Origin of the sequence: Spirosoma pollinicola, assembly GCF_002831565.1 — a bacterium.
Classification (GTDB): domain Bacteria; phylum Bacteroidota; class Bacteroidia; order Cytophagales; family Spirosomataceae; genus Spirosoma; species Spirosoma pollinicola.
In genome coordinates this window covers 8,747,221-8,763,217 of the sequence record NZ_CP025096.1, presented here as the reverse complement: position 1 = coordinate 8,763,217, position 15,997 = coordinate 8,747,221, and the positions used below count along the sequence as shown (strand labels likewise).

Genomic DNA, 15,997 nt, shown 5'->3' with positions numbered 1-15,997 from the left:
CCCTGGCCTGGTTGCTCCTCAGCAGTGCCGGCGTCCGTTTCAGCTAATATTTTTATAATCCGCTTGACTAGGTTGTAAGGTTTCTTGTCGAAACAAGTCTAGTTGATTACTGTCCAGTTTTTCCTTATCTTTTTTCTTCTTCACATACATCTTAGTAAAAGCCACTCGATCGCCATTGAATACCATTAGCGGATTTATAAAGTATTTGTAGTCCTTGTTGCTCTTAGCTATGATTTGACACTCGATTAGATTTGATAAACCTGAAACGACATGATTACGTTGAGCATACTTCGTGTATGACAAGCAGTCTTCCATATCGAATATAAAATCATCTTTTTTTGGTTGCAAGACAGTCAGAATATATCCGAATACCCTAATTGCTGGTTTTGATAACTCCCAAAAATTGGCAAATTGACTAAGGTAGAGCTTCGTAAACTTCTCTTCATCAACTTCAATGAACCGTGTGAAAGACGAGTATCCAGTAACCTCTCCATCTGTTGAAACAATCTGTTGGACCTCGTCTCTGTTTTTTGGCCTAATAATCTGTTGACGCTTAATGATCTTAACGTCCTGTATAGCTTTCTCAACAAACGGATTTTCTTCAAAAGAAGGAAGTGCTTTTATCGGTTTGTACTTCATAGGATACTTTTAAAATATCTTTTCAAGAATAAAAAGCTAACAAATTGTTATCTCTATGATAACGAAAACTTATCTTTTTTAGTTTATTTAGATACAAAAAAAATATCTTTTTTAGCAATGAAAGATATACCAAAAATATCCACTGGATATTTTAAAAATATCCAGTGGATATTTTTGGTATACTGATAATCAGTTAGTTATAGATGGTTGTTTCTTAAGTTCTTAAATATACCCCCTATTTAGGCCACAATGTAGCTTCTATTATGAACGCATATTTTGACCTCATTTTTAGTAATAGATGAGTTAATTTTGGGTCTTGAGTTAAAATGAGATTTCCTCTAGGACTCAATCTTCAAGTGAGCGATAATCTTCTTAACGTTATTGTTCACAATTCGCAACTCATGTTTGCGAGTAGCCCCTTCCGAACTGGCTAGCTCGAACAAAGCTTCCTTGATGGGATTCAACGTTTTCCTCTCCTGCTCCTTAATGAAGGAGATCAGCCGTCGATCCAACGCCTTGATGGCATCGGTCGGATTATCAGTCTTGGGGTCACGAGGGTCGGCCTTAGTGGCTTGAAAATAGAGCAGCATCGCTTCTACTAACCCTTTGTTAGTGAGTTTATAACTGTCGGCCATTCGACTAAAGGTCTCAAAGGTCTCTAGCTCAATACTGATGGTTTTGTACTTGTGCATACTTTTTTACGATAAAAATAATGATTTTATAGTCTGATTATTAATTAGTTATAAAATAATAACTAATTAATAATGATTTGTGTATACACATTATTCCTTCAACTAACTGATTATCAGATCAAACCCCGGAGGGGCAAGAGAGAACGGTGGCGTTAGCCCCGTTTCCTCTTGCTGATTTCTGAAGGGAAATCACTTTGCTATCTAACCGGATGGTTGAGCGTTAGGCAGATCTTTTTTTCCCCTTTGTAATCTCTGGCCGGATGGGTAGGTTTACATAATCACACTTATACAACAGGATTTTCATCGACTCTATGGCTAAATTTTGGTTGATAGCTTTGATTATCGTGAGTTTCAATAATACCCTACTAGCTCAAGCTGTTGGGACCAAGAGAACACCATTAGACTCTTTAGTAGAAGAAGTTTCCCTTATCCAATTGATTGCTACTCCTGAGCGATACCATGATAAGTTCGTTCAAGTCATTGGCTACATGAACTTAGAATTTGAAGGAAACGCGATCTATCTGCACAAAGAGGATTTTACCCAAGGCTTAACAAAAAATAGCTTGTGGGTCGAGTTATCAGAATCAATCAGGCAGCAGAAGAATCTAAAAAATTACAATGAGCAATACGTAATTGTAATTGGAACTTTTGATATGAATTCTAAAGGCCATTTGGGTCTCTTTAGTGGAGAAATTAAAGATATATGGCGTTTAGATCGTTGGGTTCATAGACGATAATTTGCATTTTTCTATCTAGCAACTTAACTGTAAATCTGGCTGATTTCTTCAAAAAGTCAAATAACATAAAATCAGTTATACAACAACTCTCCAGAAAGTACAATGCCTGGCTACTGTGATCAGTGGCCAGGCATTGTACTTTAACTATAGTGAATTCGCTTAACGGTTGTTTCTACTACGGCCCCATCAAAAAACTCTTTGAGCGCCTTTAGCATATGCTGCTCTAAATCGACTACTCGATACAATTGACCATCTACTTCTAAAGCTTCTTGCTCATAATAACGACGGCGAGCTTCGGGATTATTCGCTTCAATCGTGTCAAAAGCTTGACTACTATACCAGCTTAACTCAGCCTTAAGCTGCTTAGCATTGGTCAATTTAAAGCCCATAGTCAGGCTTTTACGGGATTTGATGACATTCCCCAGAAAAGGCGTATTAATAGGCATATCGCGCATTTCTGCACTCACAGGAGGAGTTTGTGGTAACTGAACAGGTGCAGAATCGGTTTGAATCTTTGTTTTTCCTGTAGCAATGTTGATCAACCGAGTCAAAGTCATATTTGGCTCACGGAGCCAAGCGGCTGAACGACAGAAAGTGATCTGCTTCTGACTAACTAACAGGTCTAGTTCACAGAGGAACGTAAGAAAAGAAAGGGGTAATTTGTATTTAACAGTTAATACCTCTACTGATTGACAATCAGCTTTTAAAAACGCTTGCCGAAGTCGGCCCATTCGATTACGTAGATCCGTTTTGTCGATACTCATGCTACAAAAATAGGAGTCTGCGACGCGTTTGTAATATTGGGGCTGACTGCCCCAAACCCCGTAGGTTTTTTTCAGGCATAAAGCACACCTAACTGTACACAGGGCGAACGCCGGAACAGGACAAGGGGGAAAAAAGAGGAAAACAGGACATGGCAAACCTGTTTTCCTCTGCCCATTTTTCTTTTCAACAGCCTTGATTATCAAGGCCCCCAAAGGTAAATTTAATTGTACAGTTAGGTGTGCTTTATGCCTGAAAAAAACCTAGCCCGGTACGGGCTAACAGACACTAGTAAACGAATGTATCGAAAAAATCGTTATTATTGTGAGCGTTTGAAACGGCATTGGATTTCTACTCCCCTAAGCACGTCAAGCGCTTTTTTTATATATAGGCCTTCTCAGTGATGGAATACAGAACCAACTTCTTCTGAATGGTAAACTGTACATTGAAATAAAGCGTCACTCCTCCCATTTGAGTTTTGAAGTAATGATAGCCTAGAACATGCTCTTTGGGATGTGTCTGGTAAGAGGTGTAGCCGATATATTCTGCTGCTGTAAGCGATTCAATCAAGTGATCAGCTATAAGATCGAGTTTTGTAATAAAAACGTGTGTACTGCAAGGCTGATTGATGCATTCTTTAATACCGGATATATTGAATTCGATACTAGCTTGTAGTTCGTCTCTGTAAACAGAGATCTTCTGGTTGATTATCTCGTCTTTGACTTTCTCCAGTATCGTTTTTCGTAATTGACCTAAATCCATTCAGCTATTTTCTTTTAAATAGTCATCTACAAAAAAGCCCCGGATGGCTACTTTAGCTATCAATCCGGGGCGCAAGTACGGTTAGTACGTGCATCAGCCTATCCCTGGCCTGGTTGCTCCTCAGCAGTGCCGGCGTCCGTTTCAGCTAATATTTTTATAATCCGCTTGACTAGGTTGTCTAGCTAGCTAGTTTTCCAAACTTATAGTTTATAAATATGGCAAAAAACGTAAACCGAAAGTTTCCAGAGTGTAAACTTTCGGTTTCCAAAGTGTAAACTGAACCCTATTGATAATCAGATAGTTACAGGCAGTCGCTTCTTAAGCTATTATTATACCCTACTTTGAAGGGCTTTCTCGACAGTCGGAGAGAAAGAAGCCGTTTCTCACCTTAAAAGACGACCAACGGGAGGTTTTTAAGGTGAGAAACATGGCTGGCTACTCAGTAAGACAGTATATAAGTGAGTATACTAAAAAATCCTATTTCTTGCGGGAAATGGGCTTTTTTGCGCTATTATATACTAAATGCTTACTTAAAAATTAGAGTATACAAGTTAACAGCTTGATTTACAGATAGAAACCTCGTAGAGCAAGCGAGAATTATCGCGTAGCGTAATTCCCGCTTGCTCTTTAAAAAGACCGCCCTGCGCTTCTCACACCGGATGGCTATGTAAGTAATTTTTGTCCTGTCTGCAAGTAGCTTAGCTCGATAAATAATAGTCCAATAACTAATTTGTAAGTTCGTAAAACAGCAGACCAACCTTACTTTAATTGCGTTTCCCCTTAAACTGAATAATGATTCCGTAGGGATTGATGAATTGCTGCTCTAATCCTGTAAGGCTGATGGTGCCAGTTATTGATTGGCTGTAGGTAGATAAGGTAGGGGTGTCAGCAATAAGGGTAAACTGCTTAGGATCAGTAGCACTCGGCTTTAATACGTAGTTACCCGAATATTGTACACTCCAGTTAGTCTCCTTAAAGTATACGGTAGTTCTAATGAAGATGGTGACGGAGTCAACCTTACTAATCTCAAATTCCCCGGTTGTTTCCCCTTGGGGCAGGTTCATTGCATTGCCAGCGTCTAGGTAAAAGGTTACAGGAAATTTACCGGTAAGACCAACCGTGTAATCAATTGGCTTGGCTGGGGTAACGGCATCATTGCGATCAGAAGGTGCACAGGCCATCACTAAACCTATAAGGATGAAGGCGATGATAGATTTTATCATGTGTTTGTTATTTGCGTGTATAAAGCACCAAAGTTATGACCTTTTCAACTTTACTGAAACCAGAAGCGGAGTCTGCGACGCGGTTTAAGTAATTGGGGGCTAGCCCCCAAACCCCCAGGATTTTCTGAGGCATAACGCCACACCAACTGTACAAAAAAACATTATAAGGGAACAGGAGTTGAGTACAGTGATTTACTCAACTTGATAAAAGACTTTTCTAGGCTACGCTTTTTAAAGCAGTAGCCTTTTTTTATGCATTCCAGCCTCTGAAGACCGTTTCTTAAAAAGTACTTAATAAAAGTAAGTTACTTTTATTAAGTACTTTTTTTCCCCTTTGTCACAATCTAGCGTCAGCCTTTCCCCGTTGTGACGGTACCCGTCACGGATTTTGTATCATGACCCCAAACTCGAAGAGTCAGGAAAACAGCAAAAGCTAATCACTCGAGCCCTACCGACTCTTCGAGTTTGGGGTCATGATACAAAATCCCGTGGCCGTAGGGCACGAAGAAGCCCCCGGAGGCTTCAAGCTAACAATCCGGGGGCTGGACGACTCTCGTCGTTTGGTCGGCCTATCCTCATGGTTGTGTCCCCACAGAGCCACTCACGTTCAGCACGATCTCTAGGCTTACTTTGATAAGATCTCTTCTTCTAGAGAACTTATACCCGCTTTTAGCCAATATCCTTATAGTCTTGTCTATCGAATTTTAGAGCATCTTCTTTAAAAAGATCTAGTTGACTAACGCCTGCACTTTCCTTGTCTTTCTTTTTCTTCACATACATTTTAGTGAAAGCTACTCGATCACCGTTAAACACTACCAGTGGATTAATAAAATATTTGTAATGTCTATTTCCCCTTGCAATGATTCCACATTCAATTAAAGCTGATAACCCTTCAAATACGCTTTTCTTAGTTTTGTACTTAGTATAAGCCAGGCAATCTTCTAAGTCAAACGTGAATATATCCTGCTTCGGTTTTATGGTATTTATTACATATCCAAATACTCTTATAGCCGTATTCGGAAGATCCCAAAAAGAAGCAAATTGATTTAGATACACTTTTGCAAAACGTTCTTCATCTACCTCTATGAAGCGCATAAATGCAGAATAACCAGTTACTTCACCTCCCTGTGCTACAATCTGTTGAATCTCTGAGCTGTCCTTGGGACGAATTATCTGTGTCTTCTTAACTACTCTAATGTCATTGACAGCATTATCCATAAATGGATTCTCATCAAATGACGTGTAATCGGTTATCTTCTTATAACTATTGCCACTATTCATAAAACAATGGTTTATAAAACTGTGTGCAATTGTAAACTAAAGAAATGTTTTTTCCAAACTTATAGTTTATAAATATGGCAAAAAACGTAAACCGAAAGTTTCCAGAGTGTAAACTTTCGGTTTCCAAAGTGTAAACTGAACCCTATTGATAATCAGATAGTTACAGGCAGTCGCTTCTTAAGCTATTATTATACCCTACTTTGAAGGGCTTTCTCGACAGTCGGAGAGAAAGAAGCCGTTTCTCACCTTAAAAGACGACCAACGGGAGGTTTTTAAGGTGAGAAACATGGCTGGCTACTCAGTAAGACAGTATATAAGTGAGTATACTAAAAAATCCTATTTCTTGCCTAGCTAGCTAGAATTGAGCATTTTGCTGAATTAGTAACTCTTCAATATGACTCATTTTCTGATTAGTCATTTGACTAGTCAGCTGATTAGCCATCGCATTCATAACATCCCCTTGCTCAAACAGACGATTTTGTAGTTGCTGAATCGTCCGGTCACGCTCGGTCACTGCTTCCCGAAGTTGTTGGTTTTCCAGTTGCAGTGAATCACTCACAACTAAAGCAGGCAGTGTGGTTATAGATGGAGCTTCATACTCTTGCCGTAATAATACCTGGCTAATTTGATACGCTTTTCCTTTGGGTGTATCTTCAGATCGTACATGACTAGTCAAGATATGCTGTTTGACTAGTCGGCGAATAGTCTGTTCAGAACGGCTGTACTGCTGAGCAGCTTCTTTAATCGTCAAGAATTCCTGATTAGTCATTGCGTTATCATGATTAGTCACTGGACCAAATATATGACTTTATAACTTTTCTGGGCCATTCCTGTGATTAGTCATCCTGAATATCATCTATATAGTACTATTACAAATTTTACCAATGTCAGGCTGATTACTTAAAGTATTCAATAATCAAAAATTTCATAATGACTAGTCATTATGAATTGCATTGCAAACTCACTAGGTTATCATAACGTTAGATTATACAACAAGTGAATTCATGTTTAAGACGTTATATTCTGATTCTATTACCCTACATCTGATTACGGAGGACAACCTTAGTCAAGTATATGACTTGTTTCAAGGTTTTTCCGACTCTAAGCCAATGCAGCAGGAGCTGTTTCAGAATTACTTACCTAAATATGAAAAGGGACTCCAGGTTAATTATGGGTTTTATTCGCTACTAGGAGACCGACTAGCGGGTATGAGCCTGTTGAGTATCGACAGTTGGCCAGAGCGAAGTGGATCAACGGGAGCCGACGTCTTTGAACACATGCGGGGGCGGGGCGTGACTCCACGTAGTAAACCTCATCTATTTTATTTGGCCTTTGAGTTATTAAACCTGAATCGGGTGGCTACGGGCTGTTTAATCTCCAATTATTCCTCTAAACGCTCGATTGAGAAAACAATTGGCTTTCAGTTTGAAGGGATCTCTCGCGAGTCGGGCATCAATGAGCAGGGCGAATTTGAAGACGAATATATTTATTCGATCTTACATCGGGATTGGCTGAATCTGTACGATAAGAGCCAAGTTCAAGTTATTACTTAACATAGTGCCACTTATACAACAGCCTTGAATGGTTACTGTGGCCCTGGGAAAGCCAAGGATGGTAAACTATCCCTAACCATTGCTTTCTTTTGTCTAGCCCTTAGTTGATCCTTAGCTCATGCGTTCCTCTACCTTGCAGGCACTTCTTGGCTGCCTACTCAGTCTGCTCCCGCTGGCCTGCGTGGACCCTGAAGACTTAGTCCTGCGGGGCACAGTGGATATCATCGTGGTGGATGGTACTGTGACCAACCTGGCCGAACCCCAAGTTATCCTCCTCAATTACTCCCGGGCCGACCGGCTGACGGGGCGATTTGGCACCCTGCCCATCACCAAAGCACGGGTTGAAGTAGTCATGGATTCCTTGGTGGTGACTCCGGCCCATGAAACCACTGACGGCCGCTACCAGTTACCGGCTGACTTCAAAGGCCAAATTGGACATGCCTATCAGCTGCGACTCACTCTCAGTGACGGCACGCACTATGAATCGACCCAGCAAGTGATGCCCCCAGCAGCCCGTATTGAGAAGATCCACGCTCAGTTCAGTCTTAAGAGTCTGTCCCCACCGGTACTGGGCTATTACACTTCGGGCCATGATGTGTTTATCGAGTTGCAAGACCCCGCCGACCAGCGCAACTACTACCGCTGGGATTGGGTCGACTACGAACCTCAGTACTGGTGCCGCACCTGCCATCAAGGCTTTTATTCGATCTTTAATCCTATCGAAGTAAGTTCTGACCGGTACATCTCCGGCCCGGAGATGTACGAAGAGTGTTATTTCCCAACTAACATTGATCCTGGCGCTCGCGTTTATGGTGTCACTTGGGATTATGTCTGCCGAACCCAATGCTGGGAGATGTTGCATAGTTACTCGGTGGCGCTGTTTGACGATCAATATACCAACGGAGGCCTCATCCCCAATTTCAAAGTAGCCGCCATCCCCTTCTATCAGCATGGCCCCTGTTTGGCAAGTGTGCGTCAATCCTCACTGACTCCCGACGCTTACCGGTATTTCAAGCTGTTTGCTGACCAAACCCAGAACACGGGCGGCCTGGCCGACACGCCCCCTACGGCCCCCGTCGGTAATGTGCACAATGTGGCCAACCCCAAAGAAGTAGTAGTGGGCTATTTTACGGCCTCGGGGGTGTTCAGTAAACCCATTTATATTGACCGCAAGGATTATCAGGGTGTACCCTTAGGCTACGATCCCATTAATGGGTATCCCCAAGGGCAAGGAAGCGAGCTTTTCTATGCCTTGAACAGACGCGATCCCCATCCCGAACCCAGTCCCGACCCCAATCCCCCTCCGAACTCCCCTCTAGTGGTAAACTTTTTTATCGACAATACGCCTCGTCCGCCCACGGCCTTATGTGCACCCCTCGACCAACGAACGCCCTTCAAGCCAGAAGGCTGGCCAAACTAGTCTCGGTTACTACCTAGCTAAAAATAATACTAATTCACCGGCAACTTGTTTGTTGTACTTTATCCAGTGCTGTTGTATAACTAGGATTATGTTAAGGAACTAATCAAAGTTTTTATTACGAATATAGAATTATCCATTATTCGGATTGTCTAAAATTGAACGCTAAGCGGTTAATAAATCTTGGTAACCACTACGTAGGTCAAACGACGGCCAGGAAAGATTTTTTGTAGTGCACTAGCCCGTCCAGTGGAATCATTGATAGGAGCAAAACCACCATCAAAGCTGATCACTTTTCCTGCTCTTTGATACTCATCGGGTAAATTGCAGAATAAATTAATTCCTTCATTGGTTGCGAGCGTTCCCTTGGGCGAGTCTACATAAATGCTTTTAGTATAATAACTATCTATCGTTGTCGAATAGAAAATAGCTGTCTTTAGGGCCTGTCCATGAAAGGTAATCGAGTAATCACAAGCATAGGTCGGATCATTAGGCAAGGGCGTAGGCTGATGACAGCTAAAGAGGCTAAGTAGGAAGCAGGTTGAAAGCCATTTATTCATCTGGCTAAAGCTATTTGTTGTACACTATTTTTTTGTTGTATAAGTGAACGTTACGTTAAGCTAGGCGAAAAGCTAAACATAGTTTCAGGTGTGTTTCACTTTTCACCTAGCTTATGTTAGGGTCTATTCAATAGGCCATCAAGGTTTACATGGGTAGGAGGCTTAGGTACGATTCTGCAAGCAGCCCCCAAGTAACAATAGCTCTTTGCAATTACACGCTTAGGGTAAAGGTGATTGTTTTTAAGTTGCCATCAAACGAGCGATCTTGAACGATCATACCCGTCTCGCCATTAAAAAGTCGATCACCGACTTGCGGTAAGATACCCAGCGTAGAGTAGACTTCCTCAACGCTATGAAAGCAGATCGAGAGCCGTTCAATATAGGTATCCGCCTCCACTGGGTCTTCATACCAGTTGCTAAGGCGAGATAGCTTTTTGATTTCAGCGAGTTGGCGTTCAGAGAACACGAACGCGATTTTCCATTCTTTGATGACCCAAGCTGAAAAGTGAATAGTTTCCAGCACAGAATAGGTTGGTTCAGAGGAGTAGTTCATAGGGTGCTTAGTTGGGGAAGGTGAAGCGAATAATTGATTGAGTAAAGTAGGGGTTCCGTTCTACTTAGAAGATAAATTACGAAGGACACTTGAATTGGTGGTTATAATAGTCTAAATCTTTACTTAGTTGCTTTGACGGCTAGAGTATAGGTACAACCGTTTCATAGTTGCTCAAATCCTTATTGCCTTATTGAGACAAGGTTTCCAGACTCAGATCTGCCAAATAAGGTATGAGCCGTCGTATGCCAGTAAACGAACAAATACAGGTTGGTTTCCCCGTTGTTTTGTCGTAGCACAGCTCGGCAAAAAAGCCACTGAAGCTATAGAGCTCTCGTATCCGACACAGATCGACTCGCTCGGCCAGCAGCACCCCCCATAGCTGTAAAGCGCCTTGTCTAATAAAAAGGGGCTTTTGATCGTAAATATCACGAGAAATGTACATTTTAGTCGGGTTAGGTTGGCTGAATATTGTATAACGCCCAACCTACCCAAATAAGTTACACATGATTTCCTTAAAACTATTAGACGGTTACAATTAGGTTATTTTCCATTATAGAATGTACATTGTAATACACTAAGCTTAAAGGGACGTAGCTACAACCGGACCGGCGATTATCGTATTGGGGCGTTGCTCGAGTGCGGGTCCGATCCAAATCCTAAGTTTTCTTAGATATAAGACGCCCTTACCAGTCCTAGAAAAGCAAAAGACCACACGATCTGTTATTAAGCCTATATGTCCCGTGCATATAGTAGTGCAAAGAATGGTGGGATACTCAAAAAACGGCTCAGCGATGTAGCCGTTTTTTCTTTTGCTACAAGTGCAGATGATAGGTCGTTGCTGGCTGGTTGACAGCTTTAGGATTGCTATTACTGGACTTTACTTTGACGATAAAGCAGATCAATCTAGGGATATTATATTAACATAATATGTGACTTCCTTATCCTCTTTTCAAAAGATAATCCGGCCTGTTTTGATGGCTTGTATAGGGCATGTGATCTTAGAATAGTTTCTTAACATAAGATACCTTATACAACAACCCTCAGAATAGTACAATTTACGAAGGGGTGGAAAATAGGCAAAGAAGGGGGTGGTAACATACAATGTTACCACCCCCTTCTTTGCCTATTTTCCACCCTCATTGTTTGACCTGCCCAGTCCGCAATTAAGCCATACGTTGTTGGCTGAACTCATAGCCCGCCAAGTCATTTGGCAGCCATTGATTTGATTCAAGTTTGATACAATTCTTAGTGGCCTCCTCAGTAAATAGCATACCTAAGAAGGACATGAGTTGGGGTTGACCTTCCAATGGGCATAGAGTCACGGACTCGAACCAACTTATAGCAATCAGTTGAGCGGCTTTACAAGTTCGATTATGCGGATAGCTGACAAAGGCTTGTTGGCTATCCGGCGTCAAAAAATGCACGCAGATATACTGTGGTGTAGCAACAAAGGTTGGATAAGTATACTGGTAAAAGCCAGGCAGGGGATAGGTAGAGCGTGTATCCATCAAAATTCCAGCAGATAAGTTAGTATATATTACTCAAAACCAAATATGATAAAATTACTTATATAAAGTAAGTATTTACGTTAAAATTTTGTTACTATTTTTCCACCATAGAGAATAGTAGTAGCAAAAGAAGCTATAGCACATCCATTGACTAACTTTAAATGCCATAAGCAGACCTTAACGAAATCCACCTTTTTTCATAGCAAAAAGGGGTGGTGCCATCGCAGTACCTCCCCTTTTTGAACCGCTATGTTGATTAATTTGCTAGTATGAATCGTATCTGATTTAGTTGCGGTAGTTGCTCTTGTAAAACACCTCTACCAATGACAAAATCGGGTTACTCGCTTGCTCCTTTGATACAGGAATGAAGGGGCCATCCATGAATGAAAGTTCATACTTTAGATGGTCTACCTCACGAGCGGATATGGTTTTGTAGCCCATTGACCAGTCCGAGAAGGATCGGTGATGGATGTGATCACTGTACAACTTAATAACTTGCGTATGCTGGGGATCCCGACGAATCACCTCATACAAGGCTTTTACCCGCTCTTCAGGCCCTTTTAGCACCTGAATAATGCAGCCATCGAAATAAAGCAAAATACCTGTAATCCCTAGTGCACGATTATTTTTTTGACTGTGATAAAGGATACGATTCAAGGCGTCATCGGATAAAATACCTGTAGACGAACTAAGGTGAACAATACAGTACTCCATGGTAGTGTTTAGTGTACGAATAACATGTGTAACAGCCAGTTGAGGGCTAGTCAAATCCCTATCCTTCGATAACTCAATTAGAACAATAATGGGATATCTTAGCTAACTGGTACCGCTGCAACGGGCCGTGAACAGTTCATCCACCTATCCGGAAAGATGTAGACCTGGTTAGTTAGCAGGTGAAAGATTATTTCGCAAAAACTCGAGACCGCCCAGCGGTTGATTCTTTAAACGGGAGAAGATCCTTTAGACTTTCATCTTTGGAGCCTTTACAACCATTTCACAATGCCGGTTGCGATATAAATCGGGACCTCATTGCACCGCCGATGGCTGTCGTTATTACAAAATAACTTCTTTTGAAGCCTTTACGGTCGATCGTCCGATCCGAGTGAATCGGTTGCCGCAGGCATGACAGCGGTAGCTTTCCGACGCAACTAGGAACTCCACTGATTTCACCCAAGCCGGTCGTTTTGTTCGATCTGGGTGCCGGTTGCCACAAACTGGACACCGTTTTTTAACCGTCACATGACGGAGAGCTTCCCGAACCAAAACGACAAGCACCGCCACAGATACAATCGCAATAAGAATAGTCAATGGGTTCATCATCAGCAAATTCAGTTGTATTAATTGGTCAAAGCGAACAGATACCTACGATAGGTATCTGTTCGCTAGCGCGTAAATAAGCTTATTGAAAAAGAAGTTGTCTAGCAAACAATCCTTTAAACAATACCCAAATAACAGCGATTGTACATAACAAATCCTTATGTTTACTTATTATATACTATATATCTTCTAAGTATTATTTTTTATATAATTATAAATTTATACTCAAATATATATAACAAGTGAACACTAAAGAAGCAAGCATAGGATCGATGCGCGATATTATTCTATAAATAATATCATATATAAAATTTGTCATATTTGTAAGTATAAATCTGCACGTAAGGGGTAGGTTTAAGAAAAGGTACATGAACCACGGTCCGTCGTTGCAGTCACGACTCGAAAATTCGCGTCTCAAATAAACGGACGTTTAGCTAAGACAGGTTCTTGTGCCTTTGGAGGGAGTAAAAACGGGCTAAAATCTGTTTCAAGTTGCCATCTCAAAATTCAATGCGGACGCCGCGCGGTCTCATCTTTACTGCTCAGCTGACTTATTAAGACTCACATGTGTGTTCTTCAACCGGCTGAGAGTTGATTATACGATCCTAAAGCCTAGTGAAAAACGTATAGTAAGCTCGTGACGATTTATGTACCTTTTTTTGAATACACCCAAAATGGGGCCGAATCCTCATTAAATTCCGTATTTATGATCAAAAGGCACTTGCTTAAGTAAGTGTAATCAGTAAAAACAGTAGCCCAAAAATAACTTTCACGCATGCCAATCCGATTTTCACTCGATTTTACCGCCCCCTTCGAAGTAGGCGATGTCGTTTATACTACTTATCCGCCCGATGAGCGATCCGTGGTTGGCGTCGTAAGGAACGAACCTTGTCTAAAAGCGACTGTTTCTTCGGTCAAAGTAGTATTTGGAACCGGGCCTAGTGGCAGTATTGCGGTAACCGAGCTAACCAGCCAAAAGGATATACAAGTCGAACGAGTCGTTTACACCCTGGTGCCTGATGCGAATCTATTTTCAGCCTTTACCGTGGAATGTGTGGTGGCCGATGGTAGCTCACCTCAACTATTTGCGACGGAAGAGCAATTGATGAACTATCATCAAAATCAAGACTAATTGAACGAGATCGCTAGACTTATGGAACACGCTCAGCTACAAAATGAGAGCCGGCAGAAACAGATTGAAAGAGCTGTTAGACAAACCACCAAAGCAGTTGACGAACTGGTATTACCTTACTTACCTAGTTTAGTGAGGGGTCAAGTAGGAGCTGCTTTAATAAAACTGCTGGAGGACGTGAGCAGAACGTTTGATGAAGCTTAAGTGGCTTTGGTTCGGAGCCATTGAATCAAAGTGATAAACCACCCGCTTTACTCTTCTTGATACACGACAAACGATCGTTCATATGTTAACAAAACCCATTAAGTTATTCAATTGGGGAAATAAAGTAGTTGCATTATACAGTAGTGTGTCACTGCACATTAGCTAAGTTGATTCAAATGATCTCATGACATCAGCTACATTATACAACAACCCGTCAAAAAGTACAATTAACAGCGGACCAAAGAGAGGGTGTAATATTGCATATGAGTTCCCTTTTTCACCCCGTGGTAAACTCGGTTCTACAGCTCTTCCCAGACCACTTCCCCTTTTAATTTTATCAGCTCTATTCACGAGCCGTTACCTTATTTGACCTCCTAGTTTTTACCGTTGATCAGGCTACCTGGTTAGCTCTTATTTGCTGCCCCCTAGGAGTCCCTCGCTCGCAGACAGGTATGAAGCCCCTAAAGATATATAGCTTGGAAAGAAAGTTGGTCGCTTTTGGCCTTTGGATGGATGCGGACTTCATCAACTTCTTTGATGAGTACGGCAATTATAGCGCCTATGGAGTGACCACCGGGAAAGGCCTACTTGATATCTACAATATCGATGGTGACTGGATTAAGTATGGCATCGGAAACTTGGATGGTTTACTGGATATCTACACCCTGGATGGAACCTATGTCTTTTACGGCTTACCGTGGTTGACGCCCAAGCAAGCGATAAAGCGAACTGGCCTATAAGGCCAGATATGGTCCGTTAACTTTCATATTCTTCCAGAGTAAACGTGAAGCCAGGATACCTAGCGCGCAACTGAGCGCGGCGACGAATGGCCTGCGCAAGGGTCAACCGTTCGGACGGATCGAAAAAGACCCTTGGCCAACCAATACCAGCCAGATTTTCCTGCACGGGTACCCATTTCGTCTCACTCGGTACTCAGAGCACAACTCCATAATGCACCATGTATTAAGGCTAAAATTCCGTCTAAATATGACCGTTGAAGGCCAATTTTACAAGACTCGACTGATACGCTTAACGTATTATAAAGGAAAGCGACGTCGTTTTACCAAGGTTAACTTTTCATCAAAGATCCTTCGCGAACGGCAATTCAAGTATCCAATAAGTATAATCTGGTTAAAACAGACCATGAGTAAACGTATTTTCTTGTTTAAGATTTGTCTAAAAAGGATTAAACAAGTAATATTGCTTCGCTTCACAGGCTCCGCTAGCTTATGCAACAACTCAGTACACCCTCGGTTTGGATTGTTGACGACGATGAAGATGATCAACTCTTTATTCGCTCGGCTTTCCTCAACAGCCAACCGCCCATCAGCGTACTTTCGCTCAGCGATGGGGAGGACTTACTACCGACGCTGGATAACTATGAACAGACTCCCCGGCTGATTCTGTTGGATATTAATATGCCCCGTAAAAATGGGTTTGAGGCCCTGAGTGAGTTGCGTAGTGTAACGAAGTATGCCGCTCTGCCGGTCGTGATGTTAACGACATCGTCTTCCGACCAAGATCGTCAGCAATCGTTGGTCTTAGGGGCCAATGAATTTCTAACCAAGCCTCTGACCTTTCAACAGTTAAATCAAATCGCTCAGAGCTTGCGTGAGCAGTGGCTATTAAGGTAACTTAAGGTAGGGAGTTAATGGGA

General features: G+C 41.9%; 19 protein-coding genes. 7 read left to right on the top strand and 12 right to left on the bottom strand.

Going from position 1 to position 15,997, the window contains the following annotated elements:
• Positions 1–39: 39 nt before the first annotated feature.
• Both CWM47_RS37710 and CWM47_RS37705 read right to left on the bottom strand, forming a co-directional pair.
• Entirely contained in the window at positions 40–639 is a 600-nt protein-coding gene (locus CWM47_RS37710) for a RepA protein (protein WP_100993626.1), read from the bottom strand.
• Between the two features lie 338 nt (positions 640–977).
• Positions 978–1,331: a BfmA/BtgA family mobilization protein gene (locus tag CWM47_RS37705; protein WP_100993625.1), complete on the bottom strand. Its 354-nt coding sequence runs from the start codon at positions 1,329–1,331 to the stop codon at positions 978–980.
• Between the two features lie 311 nt (positions 1,332–1,642).
• Between CWM47_RS37705 and CWM47_RS37700 the strand changes: the two genes are divergently transcribed.
• On the top strand, positions 1,643–2,068 hold the full coding sequence (locus CWM47_RS37700; RefSeq protein ID WP_100993624.1) for a hypothetical protein: 426 nt from the start codon (positions 1,643–1,645) through the stop codon (positions 2,066–2,068).
• Between the two features lie 140 nt (positions 2,069–2,208).
• Here the strand turns inward: CWM47_RS37700 and CWM47_RS37695 are convergent, their stop codons facing one another.
• The 5 genes from CWM47_RS37695 to CWM47_RS37675 all read right to left on the bottom strand — a co-directional run bounded on the left by CWM47_RS37695 (position 2,209) and on the right by CWM47_RS37675 (position 6,865).
• Complete coding sequence (locus tag CWM47_RS37695; RefSeq protein WP_100993623.1) at positions 2,209–2,832, bottom strand: hypothetical protein; 624 nt, start codon at positions 2,830–2,832, stop codon at positions 2,209–2,211.
• Positions 2,833–3,211: 379 nt separating this feature from the next.
• Positions 3,212–3,592, bottom strand: coding sequence for an LPD3 domain-containing protein (locus CWM47_RS37690; RefSeq protein ID WP_100993622.1), 381 nt, complete (start codon positions 3,590–3,592; stop codon positions 3,212–3,214).
• Between the two features lie 764 nt (positions 3,593–4,356).
• Complete coding sequence (locus CWM47_RS37685; protein WP_100993621.1) at positions 4,357–4,815, bottom strand: hypothetical protein; 459 nt, start codon at positions 4,813–4,815, stop codon at positions 4,357–4,359.
• Between the two features lie 669 nt (positions 4,816–5,484).
• Positions 5,485–6,096, bottom strand: coding sequence for a replication/maintenance protein RepL (locus CWM47_RS37680; RefSeq protein WP_100993620.1), 612 nt, complete (start codon positions 6,094–6,096; stop codon positions 5,485–5,487).
• 355 nt (positions 6,097–6,451) lie between these two features.
• Positions 6,452–6,865 carry a helix-turn-helix domain-containing protein gene (locus CWM47_RS37675; protein ID WP_240625650.1) on the bottom strand — a complete coding sequence of 138 codons (414 nt, stop codon included), beginning with the start codon at positions 6,863–6,865 and terminating at the stop codon, positions 6,452–6,454.
• Between the two features lie 235 nt (positions 6,866–7,100).
• Here CWM47_RS37675 and CWM47_RS37670 point away from each other — a divergent pair, with 235 nt between their 5' ends.
• Together CWM47_RS37670 and CWM47_RS37665 are read left to right on the top strand one after the other, a co-directional pair.
• Positions 7,101–7,649, top strand: coding sequence for a GNAT family N-acetyltransferase (locus CWM47_RS37670; protein WP_100993619.1), 549 nt, complete (start codon positions 7,101–7,103; stop codon positions 7,647–7,649).
• A gap of 118 nt (positions 7,650–7,767) precedes the next feature.
• Complete coding sequence (locus CWM47_RS37665) at positions 7,768–9,069, top strand: DUF4249 domain-containing protein (protein ID WP_100993618.1); 1,302 nt, start codon at positions 7,768–7,770, stop codon at positions 9,067–9,069.
• Between the two features lie 170 nt (positions 9,070–9,239).
• Here the strand turns inward: CWM47_RS37665 and CWM47_RS37660 are convergent, their stop codons facing one another.
• The 5 genes from CWM47_RS37660 to CWM47_RS37640 all read right to left on the bottom strand — a co-directional run bounded on the left by CWM47_RS37660 (position 9,240) and on the right by CWM47_RS37640 (position 12,401).
• The gene (locus CWM47_RS37660; protein ID WP_100993616.1) at positions 9,240–9,626 is read right to left on the bottom strand and encodes a hypothetical protein; all 387 of its coding nucleotides are present in this window, start codon (positions 9,624–9,626) and stop codon (positions 9,240–9,242) included.
• A 211-nt stretch (positions 9,627–9,837) separates the two neighbouring features.
• Positions 9,838–10,179, bottom strand: coding sequence for a hypothetical protein (locus CWM47_RS37655; RefSeq protein WP_100993615.1), 342 nt, complete (start codon positions 10,177–10,179; stop codon positions 9,838–9,840).
• Positions 10,180–10,366: 187 nt separating this feature from the next.
• Complete coding sequence (locus tag CWM47_RS37650; protein WP_100993613.1) at positions 10,367–10,621, bottom strand: hypothetical protein; 255 nt, start codon at positions 10,619–10,621, stop codon at positions 10,367–10,369.
• Between the two features lie 721 nt (positions 10,622–11,342).
• A complete protein-coding gene (locus tag CWM47_RS38890; RefSeq protein WP_100993611.1) occupies positions 11,343–11,687 on the bottom strand; it encodes a hypothetical protein in 345 nt (114 codons plus the stop codon).
• A 285-nt stretch (positions 11,688–11,972) separates the two neighbouring features.
• Positions 11,973–12,401, bottom strand: a complete 429-nt coding sequence (locus tag CWM47_RS37640; protein WP_100993610.1) for a BLUF domain-containing protein — start codon at positions 12,399–12,401, stop codon at positions 11,973–11,975.
• A gap of 1,378 nt (positions 12,402–13,779) precedes the next feature.
• On the opposite strand from CWM47_RS37640, the gene CWM47_RS37635 reads away from it, so the two are divergent.
• The 4 genes from CWM47_RS37635 to CWM47_RS37620 all read left to right on the top strand — a co-directional run bounded on the left by CWM47_RS37635 (position 13,780) and on the right by CWM47_RS37620 (position 15,974).
• Complete coding sequence (locus tag CWM47_RS37635) at positions 13,780–14,136, top strand: hypothetical protein (protein ID WP_100993608.1); 357 nt, start codon at positions 13,780–13,782, stop codon at positions 14,134–14,136.
• A 21-nt stretch (positions 14,137–14,157) separates the two neighbouring features.
• Complete coding sequence (locus CWM47_RS37630; RefSeq protein ID WP_157816224.1) at positions 14,158–14,340, top strand: hypothetical protein; 183 nt, start codon at positions 14,158–14,160, stop codon at positions 14,338–14,340.
• A gap of 452 nt (positions 14,341–14,792) precedes the next feature.
• A complete protein-coding gene (locus CWM47_RS37625; protein ID WP_100993604.1) occupies positions 14,793–15,080 on the top strand; it encodes a hypothetical protein in 288 nt (95 codons plus the stop codon).
• Positions 15,081–15,569: 489 nt separating this feature from the next.
• Positions 15,570–15,974, top strand: a complete 405-nt coding sequence (locus CWM47_RS37620; RefSeq protein ID WP_100993602.1) for a response regulator — start codon at positions 15,570–15,572, stop codon at positions 15,972–15,974.
• The last annotated feature ends 23 nt before the right edge of the window (positions 15,975–15,997 follow it).

Excerpts from the sequence above, each read along its gene's own strand:
- CWM47_RS37710 (WP_100993626.1), bottom strand. The coding sequence starts at position 639 with ATGAAGTACAAACCGATAAAAGCACTTCCTTCTTTTGAAGAAAATCCG.
- CWM47_RS37705 (WP_100993625.1), bottom strand. The coding sequence starts at position 1,331 with ATGCACAAGTACAAAACCATCAGTATTGAGCTAGAGACCTTTGAGACC.
- CWM47_RS37700 (WP_100993624.1), top strand. The coding sequence starts at position 1,643 with ATGGCTAAATTTTGGTTGATAGCTTTGATTATCGTGAGTTTCAATAAT.
- CWM47_RS37695 (WP_100993623.1), bottom strand. The coding sequence starts at position 2,832 with ATGAGTATCGACAAAACGGATCTACGTAATCGAATGGGCCGACTTCGG.
- CWM47_RS37690 (WP_100993622.1), bottom strand. The coding sequence starts at position 3,592 with ATGGATTTAGGTCAATTACGAAAAACGATACTGGAGAAAGTCAAAGAC.
- CWM47_RS37685 (WP_100993621.1), bottom strand. The coding sequence starts at position 4,815 with ATGATAAAATCTATCATCGCCTTCATCCTTATAGGTTTAGTGATGGCC.
- CWM47_RS37680 (WP_100993620.1), bottom strand. The coding sequence starts at position 6,096 with ATGAATAGTGGCAATAGTTATAAGAAGATAACCGATTACACGTCATTT.
- CWM47_RS37675 (WP_240625650.1), bottom strand. The coding sequence starts at position 6,865 with ATGACTAATCAGGAATTCTTGACGATTAAAGAAGCTGCTCAGCAGTAC.
- CWM47_RS37670 (WP_100993619.1), top strand. The coding sequence starts at position 7,101 with ATGTTTAAGACGTTATATTCTGATTCTATTACCCTACATCTGATTACG.
- CWM47_RS37665 (WP_100993618.1), top strand. The coding sequence starts at position 7,768 with ATGCGTTCCTCTACCTTGCAGGCACTTCTTGGCTGCCTACTCAGTCTG.
- CWM47_RS37660 (WP_100993616.1), bottom strand. The coding sequence starts at position 9,626 with ATGAATAAATGGCTTTCAACCTGCTTCCTACTTAGCCTCTTTAGCTGT.
- CWM47_RS37655 (WP_100993615.1), bottom strand. The coding sequence starts at position 10,179 with ATGAACTACTCCTCTGAACCAACCTATTCTGTGCTGGAAACTATTCAC.
- CWM47_RS37650 (WP_100993613.1), bottom strand. The coding sequence starts at position 10,621 with ATGTACATTTCTCGTGATATTTACGATCAAAAGCCCCTTTTTATTAGA.
- CWM47_RS38890 (WP_100993611.1), bottom strand. The coding sequence starts at position 11,687 with ATGGATACACGCTCTACCTATCCCCTGCCTGGCTTTTACCAGTATACT.
- CWM47_RS37640 (WP_100993610.1), bottom strand. The coding sequence starts at position 12,401 with ATGGAGTACTGTATTGTTCACCTTAGTTCGTCTACAGGTATTTTATCC.
- CWM47_RS37635 (WP_100993608.1), top strand. The coding sequence starts at position 13,780 with ATGCCAATCCGATTTTCACTCGATTTTACCGCCCCCTTCGAAGTAGGC.
- CWM47_RS37630 (WP_157816224.1), top strand. The coding sequence starts at position 14,158 with ATGGAACACGCTCAGCTACAAAATGAGAGCCGGCAGAAACAGATTGAA.
- CWM47_RS37625 (WP_100993604.1), top strand. The coding sequence starts at position 14,793 with ATGAAGCCCCTAAAGATATATAGCTTGGAAAGAAAGTTGGTCGCTTTT.
- CWM47_RS37620 (WP_100993602.1), top strand. The coding sequence starts at position 15,570 with ATGCAACAACTCAGTACACCCTCGGTTTGGATTGTTGACGACGATGAA.